Source organism: Bradyrhizobium sp. SEMIA, assembly GCF_014844175.1.
In the GTDB taxonomy this organism is placed as follows: domain Bacteria; phylum Pseudomonadota; class Alphaproteobacteria; order Rhizobiales; family Xanthobacteraceae; genus Bradyrhizobium; species Bradyrhizobium arachidis.
This window is the reverse complement of record NZ_CP046601.1, coordinates 5,849,756-5,868,593: the sequence shown is the minus strand read 5'-3', so window position 1 is coordinate 5,868,593 and position 18,838 is coordinate 5,849,756. Positions and strand designations below refer to the sequence as shown.

Genomic DNA, 18,838 nt, shown 5'->3' with positions numbered 1-18,838 from the left:
TAAACCCCTGTGGGGGCAGCGTCGACTGCGACATGATCTCGCTCGCGCTGGCTAGAACGGAGGGTAGTTGGGCCGTCGGAGACTCAGCGGTACGTGGTCGGGCCGGTCTGCTTCGGTCCGATCGCATTAATCGTGCCGCGCAGCTTGGTGCGCAGCTCCTCGGCGACGAAGTGAGCGTCCGCGCCGTCGCGGATGATCTGCGGGCGGATGAAGATGATCAGCTCGGTACGCTTGACCTGCTTGTCGGTCTGCCCGAACACGACCTCGCCGAGCCCGGGAATCTGGTCCAGCCCCGGAATTCCGGAGCGGGACTTGGTCTGGCTGTCGCTGATCAGGCCTGCAAGCAGCACCGTCTGGCCGCTGGCGACCGCAACGGAGCTGCGGACCTTGCGGGTCGACACCGTCGGTGTCAGCGAGTTGGTCGAGGTCGAGGAGGAGCCCGACGAGGAATTGCTGACGGGATTGGAGATCTCCTGCTCGACGTCGAGCCGGACATTGCCGTTGGCATTGATCCGCGGCACGACGCGCAGGATGATGCCGGTGCTGCGATAGTCCGTCGTGTTGGCGATCGTGTTGCTGCCGGTCAGGACCGTCGCGCTGCCGGTCTGGATCGGAATCTCGTCGCCGACCTGGAGCGTCGCAATCTGATTGTCGATCACGACCACGGACGGATTCGACAGCACCTTGACGTCGGTGATGGCGTGCAGGGCATTGAGCACCGCCCTCGGCGTCTGCGCGGAGCCGACCAGGAAGTTGAAGCCGGGGATGGCGCGCTGAAGCACCACGTCGGTTGCCGCAGCGGCAACTGCGCTTGCGCCGTTGTAGCCGAACGATCCGGTGTTGGGCTTGAGACCGAGATCGCGGCTCATGATGTAGGACTGGATGCCGTATTGGAGATCGTCGGTCAGCGTCACCTCGGCGATGGTGGCGTCGATGGCCACCTGAAGCTGGGGCTGGTCGACCTCCTTGATCGTCTGTTCGATGGTGCGGTACTGCTCCTGGCTCGCATAGATCAGGAGCGTGTTGTTGACGCTGTCGGCAGTGATGCGAACGCCGTCGAGAACACCGGCTCCGCCGGGTCCTCCTCGTCCTCCGCTCTGGCTCGAGGCGGAATTGTCGAACAGGCTGCCGCCGCCTTGCGCGCTCGAGCCCGCGCCGTAGCTCGCCTGATTGCCGGACGAGGCATCTGCTGTCATTGCGCTGCCGGAGCTGCCGGAGCCGCGTCCGCTCGATCCGAACCCTCCTGACCCCGACGACTGGCCCGTAGGGGAAGCCGAGAGCCGGTTGAGCGCGGAGCCGCCGCTCGAACTCGCCGACGCGCCGGAGCCGGGTGCGACCTGTCCAGCCGGACTGTCCAGCGGCGATGACGAGGCTCCCGACGAGCTGCTGCCGCCGAAGACGTCGTTCAGCACCCGTGCAATCTGCTTGGCATCGCCGAACTTCACGCGATAAACGTGAACCGCGGATCGCCCCGTGTTGGTCGTATCGAGGCGGCGAACCCAGGTCTCGACGCGCTGGAGCAATTCCGGCTTGCGTGTCACGGCGAGCACCGCGTTCATGCGCGCGATCGACTGGAACTTGATGAGGTTCTGCGTCATCCCGCCTTCGCCGGAGTCCACGATCTTCTCGAGCTCGACGATGATGGGGCCTGGATTGCTGTTCTGCACCGGGAAGATGCCGACAGATTGTCCCTTGAGGAAATCCGCGTCGAAGCTGAGCACGAGATCGACCGCGTTGCGGCGCTCACTGCCGGTGCCCTGGATCATGATGAGGTTGCGGCTGGTATCGGCGCGGATCATGCCCTGCTTGGTGGCAAAGCTGTCGACCAGCTTGATGACCGTCTGTGCCGAGACATATTGCAGCGGCACCACGGTGATGCCGTAGCCGGGCGTCATGCGATCGGCCGCATCCGCCGTGCCGACCCCGACCGCGTCGGCCTGGGGCATCAGGCGGTAACCGGTATCGTCACGAACCAGCGCGACGCCGACGAGGCGAAGGGCGTTCTCTAGCGCGAACACGACGTCGGTTTTCGGGATCGGCCGCCCCGACGAAAGGCTGATATTGCCCTGGACGCGGGGATCGATGACGTAGCCGACACCGAGAATGTCCCCGAGCACGATCTTGGCGACGGATGCGATCGGCGAATTGTCGAAATTCAGCTCGAACTTGTCCGCACTCGTCGTTGCGGCCTGCGCCGAGGTGGCCGTCGCGGCATCTTCACCGGGGTCCGCGGCGTAGATCGCAGTCTTGGCCTTGGGACCGGTGCTGAGCTGTCGCTGCGGCAATTGTTGCGGATAACGCGGCAGCAGGTCGACCGAGCGCACCTTGTCGAAGACGTCAGGATCCCTGTTGTTGTCAGCATCGGCGATGCTGCCCACCGTGTTGCAAGATCCAAGCAGCACCGAGATCATCGCGCATTGGACAAACAAGCCGATCTGGAATGCTGTTCGGCTCACCGACTGCCTCACTCACGCGCCGCCCGTTGCCACTTCTAGGTGGGTCGAGCCGAATGCCGTTTGCTTAACTCTCTCCTGTGACAGCCATGTGTTATAAACGTTGCGTGGTCACGCGATGATTGTAATCTGAATGTTATCGGCGTTTGAGATCCGCGGAAATCGCGCTGAAATTTCAAGGCTGTCGACTGCGCCTATGTTGTGAATCGTCGGCGTCAATAATGTGGATGATCATAACGTCACATTTCCAATCGAATAAGTACGGTAAACGGCGCGCTCGCCGCTTCGAGCGGCTGTCAGAGTTTTCCGGTAGACGTTCATGGCTTCCCCGAATGCGCATGAGTTCGCAGCTCGTTTCAGCCGAACGGCCGGCCTGAAGGCGGACGCGGACAAGCTCGGCAGGCTGAACGGGTCCGGGCCTGCAGAAGGCGGCCTGCGCAAGCTGTGGGAAATGAGCGAATTGTCGGCCAGCGAGTTTGCCGACGAAGTTGCGCTCTTCTTCGAGCTTCCGCGCCTGACGCTTCAGGACATGATGGCGGCGGAGTCCAGGTCGCAGCAGTTCTCGCGCCGCTTCCTGCGGGAAATGGCCGTGTTCCCGTGCCAGCCGGCCGGCGCATCGCCGGTCCTCGTGGTGGCCGACCCGACCGACCGTGCCTCCATTCAAGCGGCCGGAATCGTGCTGGGCGCGCCGCCCACGATCAAGGTGGCCTCGTTCGAGGATATCGCCACCGTGCTCGACCAGCGCCTTGGCGAGGAGGAGAGTGCCAGCGCCGAGAGCGCCGTCAGCGCCACCGTTCAGGACGACGACATCGACAATCTGCGCGACCTGGCGAGTGGCGCCCCTGTCGTCCGGGCCGTCAACGACATGTTCGAGACTGCGGTGGAGCTGCGCGCGAGTGATATCCACATCGAGCCGGGCCGCACGTCGCTGATCGTGCGGAGCGCGTCGACGGGCTGCTGCGCAACGTGGCGACGCCCAGCGGTGTTCCGCCGCAGGCGGTGATCTCCCGCATCAAGATCCTTGCCGGTCTCAACATCGCCGAGCGTCGTCTGCCGCAGGACGGTGGCGCGCGGGTCCGGGCCGCGCGCTCGGAGATCGACGTTCGCGTGGCGATCATGCCGACACAGCACGGCGAGTCCGCCGTCATCCGTCTCTTGCCGCGGGACCGGGCCCTGTTGTCGATCGACAAGCTCGGTTTTCTTGCCGGCGACCAGAGCAAATTGCGGCGCATGCTGGCGCTGCCGCACGGCATGATCATCGTCACCGGCCCGACCGGCAGCGGCAAGACGACGACGCTCGCAACGGTCCTGTCGCTGCTCAATGAGCCCACCCGCAAGATCCTGACGATCGAGGATCCCGTCGAATACGAGATTCCGGGCATCTGCCAGTCCCAGGCCAAGCCGTCGATCGGGCTGACCTTCGCCACCGCGCTGCGCTCGTTCGTGCGCCAGGACCCCGATGTGATCATGGTCGGCGAGGTCCGCGACTCCGAGACGGCCCATGTCGCCATCCACGCCGGGCTCACCGGCCATCTCGTGCTGACCACGTTGCACACCGAGACCGCGGCGGCGGCTGTGCCGCGCCTTCTCGATCTCGGTGTCGAGGCGTTCCTGCTGCGCTCGACGCTCCGCGCAGTGATCGCGCAGCGCCTGGTGCGCCAGCTCTGCGACCGTTGCAAGACCAGCCGGCCGCTGACCCAGGCCGACGTCGAGGCGGACCCGCGTTACACCGCGGTCGGCCTTGCGGTCGGCAACACTATCTTCGAGCCCGCCGGATGCGAACGCTGTGGCGGCGTCGGTTACCGCGGCCGTATCGGTGTGTTCGAGGTGCTGGAGATGAACGAGGAAGTGCGCTCGCTGCTCGATGAGAAGTCCGACTGGGAATCCATCGACAAGGTCGCCATCCGCAACGGCATGACGACGATGATCGAGGATGGCCTTGCCAAATGCCTGTCGGGCATGACCTCGGCGGCCGAGATCCTGCGCGTGACCACCGTAAGGTGACGAGATGCCGAACTTCCGCTATCGCGCATTGACCCAGAAGGGCGAGGTCGTTTCCGGCTCGATCTCCGCGGCTGATCTCGCCGAGGTCGCGCAGCGCATCGAATATCTCGGTCTGGTCGCGATCGATGCCGGCCCTGCGGAGGAAACAAAGGGATGGTCGCTGTCGCTGGCCTCGCTGTCACTCTCGAAGCCGGGACCTGCGGACGTCACCATCTTCACCCGTGATCTCGCGCTGCTGTTGAAGGCGGGGGCGCGTCTCAACGACGCCCTCGAATTGCTCGCCAACGACATGGATGTCGGTCGGCTGCGTCCGGTCATCAATAACATCAAGAACTCCATCCTTTCCGGCGAGAGCTTTGCGGAAGCGCTCGCGCGCGAGCCGGTGCTGTTTCCGGCGATGTATGTCGCGCTGGTCAGGGTCGGCGAGATGTCCGGCGGGCTCGACCACATCCTGGAGACGCTCGGGGCCGAGCGCACGCGCGCCGAAGCCTTGCGCCGCAAGGTGACGGGAGCCTTGCAATATCCCGCGTTCGTGCTGCTCGCGGCCGGCGGCGTGCTGATCTTCTTCGTCACTTTCGTGCTGCCGCAGTTCTCCGCGGTGCTGCGCGACTTCAACGCGAAGACCGATCCCGTGATCGAGGTCTTCCTTGCGCTTTCCGACATTTTGCGCGGCCATGGTTTCGAGGTCGGCGCGGTGGTCGGCATCGCCGTCATCGGCGGATGGCTGGCGTGGCGGAGGCCCGCCGTCCGCGCCAGCGTCGTGACCCAGCTGGCGCGACTGCCGGTCATCTCGACCGTCGTGGAGTTTCATCGTGCCACGTTGTTCTCGCGCAATCTCGGCATCCTGCTCGGCAGCGGCGTGACGCTGACGGCAACGCTTCGCATCCTGGTCGACATCATGACAGCAACGGGCGACGTGCCGGCATGGGCGGCGATGGCTGACCGTGTCCGCCACGGCGGCAGGCTCGCCGATGCACTGGCCGCCTCGGCCGTCCTGCCACCGGTCGCGGTGCGCATGCTGCGGCTTGGCGAGGAGACCGGCCAGCTGCCGACGCTTTCGGGCCGCGTCGCGGAATTCTACGAAGAGAAGCTGCAGCGGCAGCTCGATCGCGTCGTCGCCATCATCGGTCCCGCGGCGATCGTCCTGATCAGCGTCGTCGTCGGCGGATTGATCGTGTCGGTCATGACGGCGCTGCTGTCGGTCACTCAAGTTGTCGGATGAGCAGGGGAGGAGGCGCATGATCGGCTTTTCGAGGAGGGGCCTGTTCGCTCCTCCAAGGCGGCGTCGGCGCCGTCGCGGTGAGGAGGGCTTTACGCTGGTCGAGATGCTGGTCGTCATCACCATCATCGGCATGATCATGGCGCTGGTCGGCCCGCGGGTGCTCAACTATCTCAGCGAGTCACGCGTCAAGGCGGCCAAGATCCAGATCCAGAGTTTCAGCAGCGCGCTCGACCTCTTCTACCTCGACGCCGGCCGCTTCCCGACCAGCTCGGAAGGGCTGGGCGCGCTCGCGCATCCGGTGAGCGGCGTGGCGTCCTGGAATGGACCTTACGTCAAGGGCGGCAGCGTTCCCAATGATCCATGGGGCAACCCTTATGTCTACAAGCAACCCGCCGAGAGGGACCCTTACGAAATTCGTTCGCTCGGCTCAGATGGCCAGGAAGGCGGCACGGGAACGGCTGGAGATATCTCCTCGGCGGCGAAGTAGCTTCGACAGCGGGGAAGCGGGGTTCACCCTGCTCGAGATGGTTTGCGTTCTCGCGATCACGGCGCTGCTCGTCGCGATCTCGCTTCCGCGAATGCCGCTGGCTACGTCGCGTCCCAAGCTGGAAGCTTACGCGATCCAGATCGCAACGTTGCTGAAGGCCGACCGCAATGCGGCGATGGGACGCCGGCTTTCGGTCCGCGCCGTGGTCGATGCGCCCGGGCGAACCGTTCGGGCCGGTTCGCGTGCGGGATTTGTCAAGGTGCCGGACGACGTCGTGTTCGATGCGCTGCTGCCGCAGCGCTGCAATGGTCGGGAAGTTGCCTCGGCCATTACGTTTCTGCCGAGCGGAATGTCTTGCGGCGGAGTCATACGGCTGACGCGGTTCGGCAGTGGGTTCGACGTGCGGGTGAACTGGTTGACGGGAGGGGTGGACATTGTCGCGCAGGATGTCGTCCAGGCGGCACAGTGAGGCCGGCTTCACGATGATCGAGGCGGTGGTTGCGCTCGCGATGCTGTCCATCGTGCTGGCGGCAATCGGCTCGCTGGTGGCCCGGAACGTACGCGGCGCGCAGCAGCTCGAGCAGCACACCGCGCTGATGCAGACGGCGCGTCTGATCGCGTCCCGTCTGCCGCAGGAGGGTCAACCGCTTCCGACTGAACTGGCGGGCAGGGAAGCCGGCTATCGCTGGCAGATGCGGATATCGCCGTTCGTGGATGCGGACACGGCGATTCCGGACTCGCCGTTCGTTCCGCAGCGAGTCGAGTTGCGCGTGCAATCGCCAACCGGGGCGATCGTCGCGCTCGAGACCGTGCGCCTGCAATATCGGGACGGGCGCCAATGAGCCGATCGCTTGTTCGGATGTGGAGGTCGAATGCGGGCTTCACCATGTTCGAGGCTCTTGTCGCCCTGGCGCTGATGGGGCTGGTTCTCGGCGTGCTGGCAAGCGTGACAGGAGGATGGTTGCCACCCTGGAATCGTGGCCTGCTCCAGACTCAGCGCAATGAGCAGGTCACGATCGCGCTCGATCGCCTGGCCGCGGACCTGTCTGCGGCCGAGTTTGTGACGCCGAACCGGGACAGCACCGCCGCCTTGTTCCGTGGCGATGAGTCCTCGATCGTGTTCGTGCGCTCGGCGCTTGGCCCGAACAACCGTCCGGGCCTGGAGATCGTGCGCATTGCCGAGACGGCCGATCGCACCGGGCGGGCGCTGGTGCGGGCCCAAGCGCCCTTCGTCTTGCTGCCGAGCGGTGATCCTGCGGTCGATCCGATACCGTTCAGGGACCCCGTCGTGTTGCTGCGCGCGCCGCTTCGTATCACCTTCGCCTACGCCGGCCCTCGTGGTGACTGGTTCGCCAATTGGCCTGCCTGGGCAGGCCTGCCGACGACGGTGCGTTTCGACCTTCATGACGCCGAAGGAGCGATCGTGCTTTCGACCGCAACGCGCGTCCGCGCCAACACGGCGGCACCTCAGTCGGAGCCGGTCAGTGATGCTCGCCCTGGCGATAGCCAGGCGGCAAATAACAGCGCCATCGGGGTCAGGTGACCATGAACCGTTCAAAGGTCGGCTCGAGGATGAGCGAGCGCGGTTTCATCGTGGTGGCGACGCTCTGGCTGCTCGCCGCCCTGGCCGGGTTGATCCTGGTGGGCTCGCTGTACATGACGCAATCGGCGATCGCGCTCAGCGCGTTCGATGCAGCCACGCAGCTGCAAATGATATCGACGGGAGGCGTCGAGCTGGCTGCGTACCAGCTCTCCGGTGTTGCGCCGGAGGCACGCCCATCTCGGGGCAGCTTCACCTTCCGGCTCGCGAACGCGAGGGTAGCGGTCGAGTACCAGTCGGAGGCGGCGCGCATCAATCTGAACATGGCGCCTCGATCCTTTATCGCGGGCCTGTTTGCAGCCCTCGGCGTCGGGTCGGACGCGGCCGGCCAGCTTGCCGATCGGGTGGCGGCGTGGCGGAATCCGCCAAGGCAAAATTTCCAGGACGAAGAGGACTCCCGCTACGCCGCTGCCGGCTTGAAGTACCGGCCGCGCCACGCAGCCTTCAGCAATATCGACGAGCTCTCGCTCGTCATGGGAATGCCTCCGGAGCTGGTAGAGCGCGCGCGGCCGTACCTGACATTGTACAGCGGCATTGCCGGAATCAACGTCCTGGAGGCCGCTCCGGAAGTCCTCGCCGCGCTTCCCGACATGACCTCCGCGAAGGCCGATGCATTCCTCAATCAGCGCGACTCCTTGTCTTCGAAGGATCCGGATTTCGTCCTGGGTATTCTCGGCGGCAGGGTGGCCGGCGCCACGGTGGCGGTAGGCAATGCCTACCGCATTCGCATGCGCATCATTCTTCCCGACGGCCGGGACAGCAGGTCGGAAGGGGTCATCATGCTTCCCGATCGGGGCACGAAGAGCGCCTACCGGGTGTTCACATGGCGAGACGAGATCGATCCGTCGACAGGAGGGGCGCAGAGATGAGCGTCGTCAGTGAAATCACGGCAGCGTTGTCGTTATGGATCGACTCTGTTGCCGCTGTCGTAAGCGCGCGGCTCGTCAATGTGAAACCGGTTCGCCGGATCGAAGTCGCCGAGGACGAATCCGGCGCCTTCTCCATGCGTCTTGCGCCGAGAACGAAGGTTGCAGACGGCGATCTCTCCCCCTGCCGCGTCGACGTCAGCGATGGCACCGTCAGCGGTCCGCTTTCGCCGCAATGGGCGGCCGCGGTGCGGGGGGGCGTGGTCGAGTTGCGGCTGCAGCCGTCCCGCTTTGTTTTCCGCCCCATCGAGCTGCCGAGCCGCGCCGCCGAGTTCCTCGACGGTATCATTCGTGCTCAGATTGATCGTATCACGCCCTGGGCCCCCAGCGAGGCGCTCTTCCACTGGACGCCCCCTCAAGGCATTGCCGGCGACCGCATCGAAACGACGGTGGTGGCCACCGGACGCGCCGCGGCCTCGTCTCTCGTGCAGGCATTCTCCGACCTGGGAGCAGCAGGCGTCGAGATCGTGACCGGGACACCCGAGCACGGCCGGATTACGGTCCTCGATCAGCGGAGCGGCAAGCAGGCGGAAAATCGCCGGGTCCGCACCGCCCTGGTCGCAGGTCTCGCAGCGACTGCTCTGCTGGCGATGCTGTCGCTCGGGTTCGGCGGTTTCGTCGCCGACTCCTACGACGCGCAGCAGCAGCGAACCCAGCAGCGGATCGCGGAACGGCGCGCGGTGATGCGCGGCAATCAGGCCGGCTCGGGCGGCAGCCCGCTCGACCTGTTGATCCGGCGCAAGCAGGGCTCGCCCTCCAGCGTGCTCGTCATCGAAGCGCTGTCGGCGCTGTTGCCTCAGGATACTTACGCGACCGAGGTCCGGATCGAGGGCGACAAACTGCAGATCGTTGGCGTCACCCGCGACGCGCCATCGCTGATTTCGATCCTGGAGCAGTCACCACACTTTTCCAGCGCGGGTTTCTTCGCGCCGACGACGCACGCCACCAACGAGTCTGGCGAGCGTTTTCACATCGAAGCCAAGCTCAAGCCTTATTTCGGGTCCGGTACATGATCAGCATGCCGCGGGTTGAATCCCTTCTCGTACGATTTCCGATCGCGGCGGCGGCCGCCTACGTCGCCCTGATCGTGATGTTTCTCTTCATCACGATCAGCACGACGCTCGACGTCCTGGAGCGACGTGGAGCGGCAGGGGCCGCCCTGGAAATCCTCGAGCGCCTGGACGCGCGCGGTCCGGGACGCTGCCCCGGCGGCCCAGGCTGCCGTCAGTGTCCCGCCGGGCTCGCCATTCATCGAGGGCGGGACCGCCTCGCTTGCCGGCGCCGCGCTGCTGCAACGCCTCGTGACGGCGACGAAGCGGGTGAACGGCGACACGCTGTCGTCCCAGGTCGATGTTCAGGGCTCGAAATCCAAGGCAGGCTTCATTACGGCGACCTCGAACTTTGAGATCGATCCCGCCCAGCTCCAGCCGCTTCTGTACGATCTCGAAGCGGGAATGCCGTTTCTGTTTGTTGACGAGCTGGTCGTGCAGGCGTCATCAGCGTCGACGCAGGGCGGCAAGCTGCGTGTGCTGCTTGGTGTGTCCGGACAGTGGCAGGGCCAGAAATGAATAATGCGGGGCTCAGCAGACGCCCGGCGCGCGCTCGTTATCTGTCGGATGTCGCATTTCGATGCCGCTTGATCGGATCGTCATGTTAGCGCTATGATGATAATGTCACAATTCCGAGAGATGCAAACGTTATTGCTCGCCTCCATGTTCCCCCTGGAGAAAGGCGCGGAAATGCGCGCTCTGGCCTTGCTGATTGGTTTGGTGCTGATCGGTAACGCCGAAGCGCTGGCCACGAACGCGCCGCTGACGGTCGATGCCCAGACCACCGATCAGAGCGGCGGCGATTTGTTCGCGCCGAGGCCGGTTGTGGCGGCACCCGCCAGCACTGCGCCGCCAGCGTCGCAGCCGAGTGCGATTGCTGTTACGACTGCGCCTCCGGTCGAGCACATCACGAGCGGCAATCCGCTATGGGCGATTCCTCTCGCACGTCTGACGGCTTCGCGCGACCAGCCATTGTTTGCACCGTCGCGGCGTCCGGCGCCGCCGCTGGAGATGATCCGGTCCGTGGCGGCGCCGGTCGGTCCACCCCCCAAGCCGCCAGAACCTGAGAAGCCCGAGCTCTCCTTGCTTGGCACAGTTGCAGGGTCGCGCGAACGGATTGGCCTGTTCATCGATTCCGCAAGCAAGGAAGTTCTGCGCCTCAAGGCGGGCGAAGACCATCGGGGATGGACGCTGCGTAGTGTCCGCCCCCGTCAGGTCGAACTGGCGAAGGGGCTGGATAATGCGATCCTCGATTTGGCCCCCCCCGATCTCAAACCAGGGCCATCCGCACCAATGCTTGCCGGGACGGCCGCGCCAATGGCCGCTCCGGGAACGGCAATGACAGCGTCCGCCGCATCGTCGCCGCCAGCGGCTCTCGTCAACGCAATCAAAGCGACAGGCTCGCTTCAAACATTGACGAGCGCTGGCGTTCAACGCGCACTACAGGTGCCCCAACCACCTGGAAGTCCGGGCACGCAGCAGAGGCCTCGCTAGGTGAAACTCGGGTTGACGCGCAGACCCGCGCCTTTGAGCGATGCGCACGAAACAGCTCGACGCAGGCGAATGCAGGATTGCGATGCTGGAGCCATCGAAAGCTGCGCCGCTGGTGCGACCAACGGCCGCGTAATGCTGCCGGGACGCGAAAGCCAGCTCGTCCGACATTGTTGCGCTTGCCACGTAATGACCGCCTTTCGCCCAACATAACGGCCGCTTTCCATCTTAAATTTGAAGTCATTTTTTTAATGTTGGTCACAGCAACGATAAGAAACATTCTTACAAGGATGAGAAATAGGCATCGCGTAACGGGCAGTGGGCTGCTGCTTGTGCAGGCGTTTAAAGCCGAGTCTGTGTTTGTAGTTTTTGGGGGTTGAAATGCGCGCGACAAATGCGATCGATTTGGCTTGCCTAAAGTCCGCGTGTTCAGAGTCGAACGAGAACGTATACAGCCTCGGTCTGAAGCAGGACGAAAGCAGCAGACTTCGCCGCATCGAAAACCTCAAGCTCGAGAACGCGCTACTGATGCGCATGGTCGAGGAAACCCGGATCGACATCGCACGCCTGCGCGAGCTGCTGTCTGCGGTGTGACCGCCGAGACTTTTCTGGTCGGCTAATTCGCGCCGCCGGCCGCATGGGCCGCCGCGGCGACCGGCAGGCAAGACAGCCAAGCGACCCTGATCGGATTGGCGCTCGCCGATAGGCGGGCCCAACCGCCCGCGTCCTTGTGTGCCGCGCTCGCGGCTTCCTTTGCGGCCGCTCCATGCGGGACGTCCCGCACGCACCCTTCGAACAATGTTGTGCGTCTTGTTTTCGTGGTCGCTGCGCGTGCGGCGTCTATGAAGCAGGAACCACATTCTGATCCGCGCTTCTCTGCGGAGGGCGTGCCGTCGCGCCGTGCACGCGCGGCGAACGGTACTTCGGCTGGGTACGAAACGATCATGCGATTGAGAAACTACCTGGCGATCGCATGCTGTCTCATCTGCTCCCCTCTGCTCGGTGGTTGCGGATTCATTTCGATGTCAGGGCCGGCCAGCATCGACGTCAAGGCCGAGAATACGACCGTGCTGCCGTTCGCCGTCGTCAAGCTGACGCCCGACATCGTGCATCTGCTCGAGAAGTTCGAACCCAGCGGATTGCCTGGAGCTCTGTCCGACAGTCGTCCTCCCTCGAGCATTCGCTTCGGCATCGGCGACATCGTCAGCGTTACGATCTTCGAAGCCTCCGCCGGCGGCTTGTACGTGCCGCTCGAGGCCGGCGTGCGACCGGGCAATTTCGTGAGCCTCCCCGATCAGGCCGTCGATAACGACGGAAATATCACGGTGCCCTATGCCGGCCGGATACGCGCGGCGGGACGCACCAACGTGCAGATCCAGGATGACATCCTGGCGCAGATCAAGAAGCGTGCAATCGATCCGCAGGTCGTCGTCACATCGAGCCAGCAGCGGTCGTCGCTGGTCAGCGTGTTCGGCGAGGTCAGGACGCCGGTGCGCTTCCCCATGCCGGCGGCCGGTGCGCAGGACCGGATCACCGACGCAATCACCCGCGCCGGCGGCATCAGCGGCGCCGGCTGGGAGACCTGGGTGGTCCTGGAGCGCAACGGCAAGCGCGCCACGGTGCCATTCGGCAATCTGGTCTATTTCCCCGCGAGCAACATCTTCGTGCAGCCGGGCGATCGAATTTATCTCTATCGCGAGCCGATGAAATTCGTCGCCTTTGGCGCGACCGGCCAGCAGGGCGAGTTCAATTTCGACGCCTGGCGCATCAATCTCACCCAGGCGGTCGCGAAGGCCGGCGGGCTGCTCGACTTGCAGGCCGACCCTGCCTCGGTCTTCCTCTACCGCCGCGAGCCGCGCGACGTGGCAAAGCAGCTCGGGATCGACTGCTCGAAATACGACGGCGATACCGTCCCGGTCGTGTTCAACGTCAATTTCCAGGACCCGGCGGGGTATTTTGTCGCCACCAAGATGCAGATGCGTCCGTTTGACGTGCTCTACGCCGCCAATGCACCGGCGGTGGACATCACCAAGGTCCTGAACTTCATCAACACCGCCGTCGTGACCGCCGACGATGGAGTGACCCTCGTCAATGACATCAAGGTGGTTCGAAGCAAGCTCTGAGCGACGGCGGGTACAGATGGGAGTGCCTCGTTTCATATCGAGACAAGTCGGTTTCGACGAGTTATGATAATGTGGGATTCTTATACGGTATCGGCTGGTCGGCAATGTTGTCCCCACGCGGGGCGACGAGAGAAATGCGCGCTGGCTATCGGAGGCTTCGCAGCATGGGCGATGCTATGTCAGGGTTCAGATTTGCGAGCGGTAGCGGGCTTGTCGCCTATGTCGTCGCCGTCATGACGGTCTCGGCGATGGCTCAGTCGCCTGGTCCGGCTGAACGGCGTGAGAGCACGGTCATCGGCGGCCAGCCGAGCGGCTCGACGCTTCATCGCTGCGTCGATGTGCAGATCGGAGGCGACAGCGCGTTCGGCTGTCTGAACGAGAAGCTTCGGCGCGAGGTGGACAAGGTCAATCCGACGCTCAACCTGCCGCCGATCGACGCGCGCTCGTCCGACGTGCGGGTCGGCAACGCGAATGAAGCAGCCGTGCGCCAGCAATACGGCTCGAACTACGGTCGCTCCGTCATTCCCTATCGTCCGCCGCCGATTTCGAACGTGCTGCCGCATCGATGATGTCGAAGCCGTCTCCGCGCGCGACGTCGATTGGGGCCACATGCCGATTGTGGTCGTCGGCCGCGCTGTGTCTGCTCATCGCTCTGAACGGGCAGGCGAGGGCGGAAGACGACGAAAGTGGCCACAAGCAGGAGATCAGCGAAGTCACGGCTTCCCCAACGGAGACGGACGAGAGCGTACTCGAACCCCTGATGCTCGAGCCGTTTGCACCGCGACCGCTCACGGCCGCCGATTTTCCGCCGGTAAATCCGCTTCTCGCCGGTTCCACATACGCCAATTCCACGTATCGGACGAGCGCACTGTTCGGCCGCGACTGGCGCGCCGGCCGGGCGCAATACCGCCAGCTCATCGAGCGTGAATCGCTCGCCTTCGGCCTTCCGCCCGCCCTCGTGGATGCCGTCATGGCGGTCGAGAGCCGCTACAATACAGCCGTGGTCGGAATGGATGGCGAGGTCGGATTGATGCAGGTGATGCTGCCGACCGCGCGGATGATGGGCTTTACCGGAACGTCAGCGGAGCTTGCCACGCCCGACGTCAATGTGCATTACGGCGTCCGCTATCTCGCGGGAGCCTGGCGTCTCGCTCACGGCGATCTCTGCACCGCGACAATGAAGTATCGCGCCGGCCATGGCGAGACGCGCTTTTCGTTTCTGTCGGTCGAGTACTGCACGCGTGTCCGCGCTCATCTGACCGCCAACGGCGTTCCGGTCACCGGCTCCGTGCCGCAGCCGACATTCGGCGGATCCCCTGCGCTCGGCCGGGCTCCCGCCAGGGCAGCCACGCGCGGTCGCATGCTGTCGGGGACAGGCGCTATCAACTTCGCCGAGCTCAATACGCGCCTGCGCAGCGCGGCCGAGCGAAAGTCGCCGTCCGATCTGCGCTGACAGGATATTTGCCGAACAGGATATTTGCTGAAGACGACCGGCGGCTTGGAAATCAGGCCTGTCGTCTCATGCGCGCTTCTTGCTTCGCGATGGACGCCGACGCCGCACGGCGGCGGGGGCCGGGCGGCTGGTCGCCAGCGCCTGGCCGATGGCCTGCCAGCATTTCACGGCATCACGGAAGGCGTGCTCGTGGGCAGAGCTCTTGCCGCGCCAATCCATCAGTTGCTCGGCGTCCGCAATCGTGGCCTCGCCCGACTTGAGGCGCAGGATCCACGACAGTGCCTCACGGATTAAGGGATCTAAGTGATCGACCTGATGGTTTCGCTTCGTCACGATCCAGCGCTTTCCCGCCCATGCCGGTCATGAGCGGATGGCCCCGATCGACATATCTCTGTAGGTGAGACGATGCAACGCGCTGAAAACCGAATTTGCTGCGGGCGGGACGTTTGAGGCGGTCGGCGCAATGCTCGACTGCCTGCTTGAGATCGGTCTCGACGGTCCGAACCGTCACACCGAGAAGTGCGGCGATCTCCCGGTTCGGCAATCCCTCGATGCGCGACATTATCAGGACGCGGCGCCGGCGCTCCGGAAGCTCGGCAATCGCGCGCTTGAGCAGTTCGACCTCGGAGCGGTCCTCGATCACGCGAGCTGCGTCCGGCCGGTCATCGGGAATCTCGAGCAGGCTGTCGACCTCGTCCGCGGTGAGGCGGCGCTTTTCGGCGCGGCGGCGATCGGTGGCGATGTTGAGCGCGATGCGAAACAGATAGGCCTTGGGGCTGCGCACCGGTCCGATTTCCCGCATGCCGGAGAGACGGAGATAAGTCTCGTTGAGCGCCTCGGAGGCGAGGTCGGGCGAGCCGAGACGGCGCGTCAGCCGCCGATCGAAATCGACATATTCGGCGAGCAGCAAGCTGCGCAGGCTCGAGATGCTATCGTTAGTCATGTTACGCCCCACTTATTAAGCCCCGAATTTTTGCGGGACCGTAGTGAGGCCGCACAACGATAATGTGACGAGCTGTTATTGAGTATCGATCATCTCACGATAGTTGCGTTATGTTGCGAGGAATCATCACATCAAGCGAAGCGTCGTGCGATGAGCGCGAGAATCTTTTCGCGGCGACTGCGAGCGCGACGTCTATCGGGTAAGGCCCGGCCGACTGGCTGTCCCGGTTGGTTCGGGCTGTCCGAATATCTATGCGGCAGCGACGAGCTGGCCGCAATGCGAGCATGAAATCGAGGCTTAGGTGAATTCGCGTGATCTGCACGAGAGGCGCGCACGCCGCCATACGCCGCTTCGGTTGCGCGCCGCACGGAGAGGCCGGGCGGTCGTCGCATGCGTCTTGCGGCTCTCAATCTGCGGTCTGGTGATCTGCGCGACATGTGCGAGACCGGCGGCGGCGAAGCCCGAGGCCAATGCCGGGAAGCCTGCTGCAGCAAAGCCTGCGGCCGCGCCGGCAGAGACCGCGCCGGCCAAAGGTGCCGCCGATGCCGCAAAGCCGGCAGCTCCGGAAGCTCGTTTCGACATCGACGAGTTTCGCATCGAAGAAGCGGACAATCTGCCGCAGATCGAGGTCGAGGCCGCGGTCTATCCTTTTCTCGGCCCGCACAAGAGTGCGCAGGACGTCGAGAAGGCGCGCGCCGCGGTGGAGAAGGCCTATCACGATAAGGGTCTTCAGACCGTGACCGTGGCCGTCCCCCAGCAGGATGCGCAGCGCGGCTTCATCGTGCTCAAGGTCGCCGAGAACCGGGTCGGACGTTTGCGCGTGAAGGGCTCCCGCTATTTCGACCTCAAGAACATCAAGGACAACGCTCCTTCGCTGAAGGAAGGAACGTTGCCGAACTTCCAGGACGTGACCAAGGACATCGTCGCACTCAATCGCTGGTCGGACCGGCGCGTCACGCCGGCGCTGCGGGCGGGTGTCGCGCCGGGAACGGTCGATGTCGATCTCAACATCGAGGACACCTATCCGCTGCATGGCAGCATCGAGCTCAACAACAAGCAGAGCCCGAGCACCACTCCGCTGCGGGCCAGCGTCTCGATGCACTACGACAACCTTTGGCAGCTCGGCCACTCCATGACCTGGACCTACCAGGTCGCTCCGATGAATCCGAAGGACGCGATGGTCGTCTCCGGCTCGTATCTGGCGCGCACGGAGATCGATTGGCTCAGCGTTCTCGTCTATGGCCTCGTTTCCGACAGCTCGGTGGCGACGGTCGGAGGCGCAAACGTCGTTGGTCCCGGCCAGGTCGTCGGTGGTCGCGCCGTCCTGACATTGCCGTCGAGGGGCGATCTGTTCCAGACGCTGTCGCTCGGCGTCGACTACAAGGACTTCAAGCAGACGCTCCAGCTCGGCAGCGATGCCTTCAGCTCCCCCGTGACCTATGTGCCGCTCGTCGGCACTTACGGCGCGACCTGGCAGGGCGACGGGCATCTCACGCAGCTCAATGCGACGGTTACCACCGGCTTGCGCGGCATCGGCTCGAACCGCGACGAGTTCGACGCCAAGCGCTTCGACGCGACCGCGAGCTTCATCACGCTGCGTGCCGACATCTCGCACACCCAGGATTTCGCCGGCGGCTTCCAGCTCTACGCCAAGCTCCAGGGCCAGGCGGCGGATCAGCCGCTGGTATCCAGCGAGCAGTTTAGCCTCGGCGGCCAGGACACAGTGCGCGGCTATCTCGAATCCGAGGTGCTCGGCGACTATGGCGTCGCCGGAACGCTGGAGCTGCGCACGCCTAACCTCGCGCAGTACATGCAGCAGAAGTTGCCCAATCCGCTCGGCGATCCCATCAAGTACAACGCGTTCGACGATTGGCGCTTCTTTGCGTTCGTCGATGGCGGCAATGCCAGGATCCACGAGCCGCTGACGGACCAGCAGTCGCATTTCGATCTGGCGAGCTATGGCGTCGGCATGCGCATGAAGACGCTTCGTTATCTCAACAGCATCGTTTTCGTCGGCGTTCCGCTGACCAGCCAGCAGGTCACCGTCGCCAATCATCCGCGGTTCAGCTTTCGGGTCTGGGGAGAATTCTAGATGTCGCTCCTTCGTTTTGGATCACGTCCCGGATTTCGCCTGAGCGCGCCGGTGATGCTCGCTCTCGTCTTCCTCGCGGCGCTGTGGCCGAGCCCGGCATCGGCGTGGTGGAACGACCAGTGGACGCTGCGCAAGAAGATCACCATCGACACCGGTCAGTCCGGTGCCGGCGTCAGCGACGCGATCGGCACGACGCCGATCCTGGTCCGGCTCCACGTCGGCAATTTCCGCTTTGGCGCGGCCAAGGAGGACGGCGGCGACCTCCGCTTCGTCGCCGGTGACGACAAGACACCGCTGAAGCACCATGTCGAGAAATACGACTCGCTGCTCGGCGAGGCACTGGTGTGGGTCAGCGTTCCCGATCTGAAGCCGGGGACCAAGAACGACATCTGGCTCTACTACGGAAACCAGAAGGCGCCGGCCGCAGTCGATGCCAAGGGGACCTACGATCCGGACACGCTGCTGGTCTATCACTTCAACGACCGCGCGACGCCGGCGCAGGACATCACGGCCTGGGCGAACTCCGCGCAGAACGCGGTGCTTGCGGCCGACGGTGCCATCATCGGGCAGGGCGCGCGCCTTGACGGTCAGACTGCGCTCACGCTTCCAGGCTCGCCGTCGCTCGTCGTCGCCGAGGGCGGCGAGCTCACCTGGTCGATCTGGGTCAAGATGACCGCGCCGCAGCCGGGCGCCGTGTTGTTCGCCCGCACCGAGGGCGCGAACGGGCTGACGGTCGGACTGGACACGGCGTCGCGTTCGTCGAGGTCGCGAACGGCGGCAACACCCAGCGCGCCGCCGGCGGCGCCGCGATCGCGCCCGCTGCGGATGCGGCGGCCAATCCGGCCGCGCCGCAGGCGATGCTGCTCAGACGCCGGCGCCGGCTCCGGTCAGCGCGGCTGCCGGATTTGCCGGCGACGTCGATGAATTCCAGATCGCGAAGGTTGCGCGCCCAGCCGGCTTCATCAAGCTCGCGGCGATCGGGCAGGGGCCGGAGC

The 18,838-nt window shown here is 64.6% G+C and carries 18 protein-coding genes and 1 pseudogene; 16 read left to right on the top strand and 3 right to left on the bottom strand.

What is annotated here, in order from left to right; all coding sequences use genetic code 11:
• Positions 1–83: 83 nt before the first annotated feature.
• Positions 84–2,456, bottom strand: coding sequence for a type II secretion system secretin GspD (gene gspD, locus FOM02_RS28615; protein WP_028146257.1), 2,373 nt, complete (start codon positions 2,454–2,456; stop codon positions 84–86).
• 448 nt (positions 2,457–2,904) lie between these two features.
• On the opposite strand from gspD, the pseudogene FOM02_RS28610 reads away from it, so the two are divergent.
• The 14 genes and pseudogenes from FOM02_RS28610 (at position 2,905) to FOM02_RS28545 (ending at position 14,808) form a co-directional block, all read left to right on the top strand.
• Positions 2,905–4,457 (top strand): annotated as a pseudogene (locus tag FOM02_RS28610) (GspE/PulE family protein).
• Between the two features lie 4 nt (positions 4,458–4,461).
• A complete protein-coding gene (locus FOM02_RS28605; protein ID WP_027559769.1) occupies positions 4,462–5,679 on the top strand; it encodes a type II secretion system F family protein in 1,218 nt (405 codons plus the stop codon).
• A 16-nt stretch (positions 5,680–5,695) separates the two neighbouring features.
• On the top strand, positions 5,696–6,166 hold the full coding sequence (gene gspG, locus FOM02_RS28600; protein ID WP_051377831.1) for a type II secretion system major pseudopilin GspG: 471 nt from the start codon (positions 5,696–5,698) through the stop codon (positions 6,164–6,166).
• A complete protein-coding gene (locus FOM02_RS28595) occupies positions 6,111–6,635 on the top strand; it encodes a prepilin-type N-terminal cleavage/methylation domain-containing protein (RefSeq protein ID WP_084334373.1) in 525 nt (174 codons plus the stop codon). The genes gspG and FOM02_RS28595 overlap by 56 nt, the downstream gene beginning before the upstream one ends.
• 13 nt (positions 6,636–6,648) lie before the next feature.
• Positions 6,649–7,008 (top strand): general secretion pathway protein GspI, encoded by a 360-nt coding sequence (locus FOM02_RS28590; RefSeq protein WP_231164052.1) that lies wholly within the window; start codon positions 6,649–6,651, stop codon positions 7,006–7,008.
• Positions 7,005–7,709, top strand: coding sequence for a PulJ/GspJ family protein (locus FOM02_RS28585; protein ID WP_027559765.1), 705 nt, complete (start codon positions 7,005–7,007; stop codon positions 7,707–7,709). The genes FOM02_RS28590 and FOM02_RS28585 overlap by 4 nt, the downstream gene beginning before the upstream one ends.
• 2 nt (positions 7,710–7,711) lie before the next feature.
• On the top strand, positions 7,712–8,635 hold the full coding sequence (locus FOM02_RS28580) for a general secretion pathway protein GspK (protein WP_027559764.1): 924 nt from the start codon (positions 7,712–7,714) through the stop codon (positions 8,633–8,635).
• Entirely contained in the window at positions 8,632–9,705 is a 1,074-nt protein-coding gene (locus tag FOM02_RS28575; protein ID WP_027559763.1) for a PilN domain-containing protein, read from the top strand. Before FOM02_RS28580 ends, FOM02_RS28575 begins: the two co-directional genes overlap by 4 nt.
• 126 nt (positions 9,706–9,831) lie before the next feature.
• Positions 9,832–10,260 carry a type II secretion system protein GspM gene (gene gspM, locus FOM02_RS28570; RefSeq protein ID WP_265440320.1) on the top strand — a complete coding sequence of 143 codons (429 nt, stop codon included), beginning with the start codon at positions 9,832–9,834 and terminating at the stop codon, positions 10,258–10,260.
• Positions 10,261–10,380: 120 nt separating this feature from the next.
• Positions 10,381–11,235: a hypothetical protein gene (locus tag FOM02_RS28565; RefSeq protein WP_141263009.1), complete on the top strand. Its 855-nt coding sequence runs from the start codon at positions 10,381–10,383 to the stop codon at positions 11,233–11,235.
• 378 nt (positions 11,236–11,613) lie between these two features.
• Positions 11,614–11,826: a hypothetical protein gene (locus FOM02_RS28560; protein ID WP_027559761.1), complete on the top strand. Its 213-nt coding sequence runs from the start codon at positions 11,614–11,616 to the stop codon at positions 11,824–11,826.
• Positions 11,827–12,254: 428 nt separating this feature from the next.
• The gene (locus FOM02_RS28555; RefSeq protein ID WP_027559760.1) at positions 12,255–13,355 is read left to right on the top strand and encodes a polysaccharide biosynthesis/export family protein; all 1,101 of its coding nucleotides are present in this window, start codon (positions 12,255–12,257) and stop codon (positions 13,353–13,355) included.
• 176 nt (positions 13,356–13,531) lie between these two features.
• Positions 13,532–13,924, top strand: a complete 393-nt coding sequence (locus tag FOM02_RS28550) for a hypothetical protein (protein WP_231164051.1) — start codon at positions 13,532–13,534, stop codon at positions 13,922–13,924.
• A gap of 191 nt (positions 13,925–14,115) precedes the next feature.
• Entirely contained in the window at positions 14,116–14,808 is a 693-nt protein-coding gene (locus FOM02_RS28545; protein WP_084334399.1) for a lytic transglycosylase domain-containing protein, read from the top strand.
• Positions 14,809–14,874: 66 nt separating this feature from the next.
• On the opposite strand, the gene FOM02_RS28540 is transcribed toward FOM02_RS28545, so the two are convergent.
• Both FOM02_RS28540 and FOM02_RS28535 read right to left on the bottom strand, forming a co-directional pair.
• Positions 14,875–15,141, bottom strand: coding sequence for a FecR/PupR family sigma factor regulator (locus FOM02_RS28540; protein ID WP_159073930.1), 267 nt, complete (start codon positions 15,139–15,141; stop codon positions 14,875–14,877).
• Positions 15,092–15,751 (bottom strand): RNA polymerase sigma factor, encoded by a 660-nt coding sequence (locus FOM02_RS28535; RefSeq protein ID WP_063617179.1) that lies wholly within the window; start codon positions 15,749–15,751, stop codon positions 15,092–15,094. Before FOM02_RS28535 ends, FOM02_RS28540 begins: the two co-directional genes overlap by 50 nt.
• 397 nt (positions 15,752–16,148) lie before the next feature.
• On the opposite strand from FOM02_RS28535, the gene FOM02_RS28530 reads away from it, so the two are divergent.
• Positions 16,149–17,843, top strand: a complete 1,695-nt coding sequence (locus tag FOM02_RS28530) for a ShlB/FhaC/HecB family hemolysin secretion/activation protein (RefSeq protein ID WP_051377834.1) — start codon at positions 16,149–16,151, stop codon at positions 17,841–17,843.
• Positions 17,844–18,767, top strand: a complete 924-nt coding sequence (locus tag FOM02_RS47220; protein ID WP_416207717.1) for a DUF2341 domain-containing protein — start codon at positions 17,844–17,846, stop codon at positions 18,765–18,767.
• The last annotated feature ends 71 nt before the right edge of the window (positions 18,768–18,838 follow it).

Excerpts from the sequence above, each read along its gene's own strand:
- FOM02_RS28585 (WP_027559765.1), top strand. The coding sequence starts at position 7,005 with ATGAGCCGATCGCTTGTTCGGATGTGGAGGTCGAATGCGGGCTTCACC.
- FOM02_RS28595 (WP_084334373.1), top strand. The coding sequence starts at position 6,111 with ATGGCCAGGAAGGCGGCACGGGAACGGCTGGAGATATCTCCTCGGCGG.
- FOM02_RS28555 (WP_027559760.1), top strand. The coding sequence starts at position 12,255 with ATGTCAGGGCCGGCCAGCATCGACGTCAAGGCCGAGAATACGACCGTG.
- FOM02_RS28590 (WP_231164052.1), top strand. The coding sequence starts at position 6,649 with ATGATCGAGGCGGTGGTTGCGCTCGCGATGCTGTCCATCGTGCTGGCG.
- FOM02_RS47220 (WP_416207717.1), top strand. The coding sequence starts at position 17,844 with ATGTCGCTCCTTCGTTTTGGATCACGTCCCGGATTTCGCCTGAGCGCG.
- FOM02_RS28560 (WP_027559761.1), top strand. The coding sequence starts at position 11,614 with ATGCGCGCGACAAATGCGATCGATTTGGCTTGCCTAAAGTCCGCGTGT.
- FOM02_RS28545 (WP_084334399.1), top strand. The coding sequence starts at position 14,116 with ATGCTCGAGCCGTTTGCACCGCGACCGCTCACGGCCGCCGATTTTCCG.
- gspG (WP_051377831.1), top strand. The coding sequence starts at position 5,696 with ATGATCGGCTTTTCGAGGAGGGGCCTGTTCGCTCCTCCAAGGCGGCGT.
- FOM02_RS28550 (WP_231164051.1), top strand. The coding sequence starts at position 13,532 with ATGTCAGGGTTCAGATTTGCGAGCGGTAGCGGGCTTGTCGCCTATGTC.
- FOM02_RS28605 (WP_027559769.1), top strand. The coding sequence starts at position 4,462 with ATGCCGAACTTCCGCTATCGCGCATTGACCCAGAAGGGCGAGGTCGTT.
- FOM02_RS28565 (WP_141263009.1), top strand. The coding sequence starts at position 10,381 with ATGCAAACGTTATTGCTCGCCTCCATGTTCCCCCTGGAGAAAGGCGCG.
- FOM02_RS28535 (WP_063617179.1), bottom strand. The coding sequence starts at position 15,751 with ATGACTAACGATAGCATCTCGAGCCTGCGCAGCTTGCTGCTCGCCGAA.
- FOM02_RS28580 (WP_027559764.1), top strand. The coding sequence starts at position 7,712 with ATGAACCGTTCAAAGGTCGGCTCGAGGATGAGCGAGCGCGGTTTCATC.
- FOM02_RS28575 (WP_027559763.1), top strand. The coding sequence starts at position 8,632 with ATGAGCGTCGTCAGTGAAATCACGGCAGCGTTGTCGTTATGGATCGAC.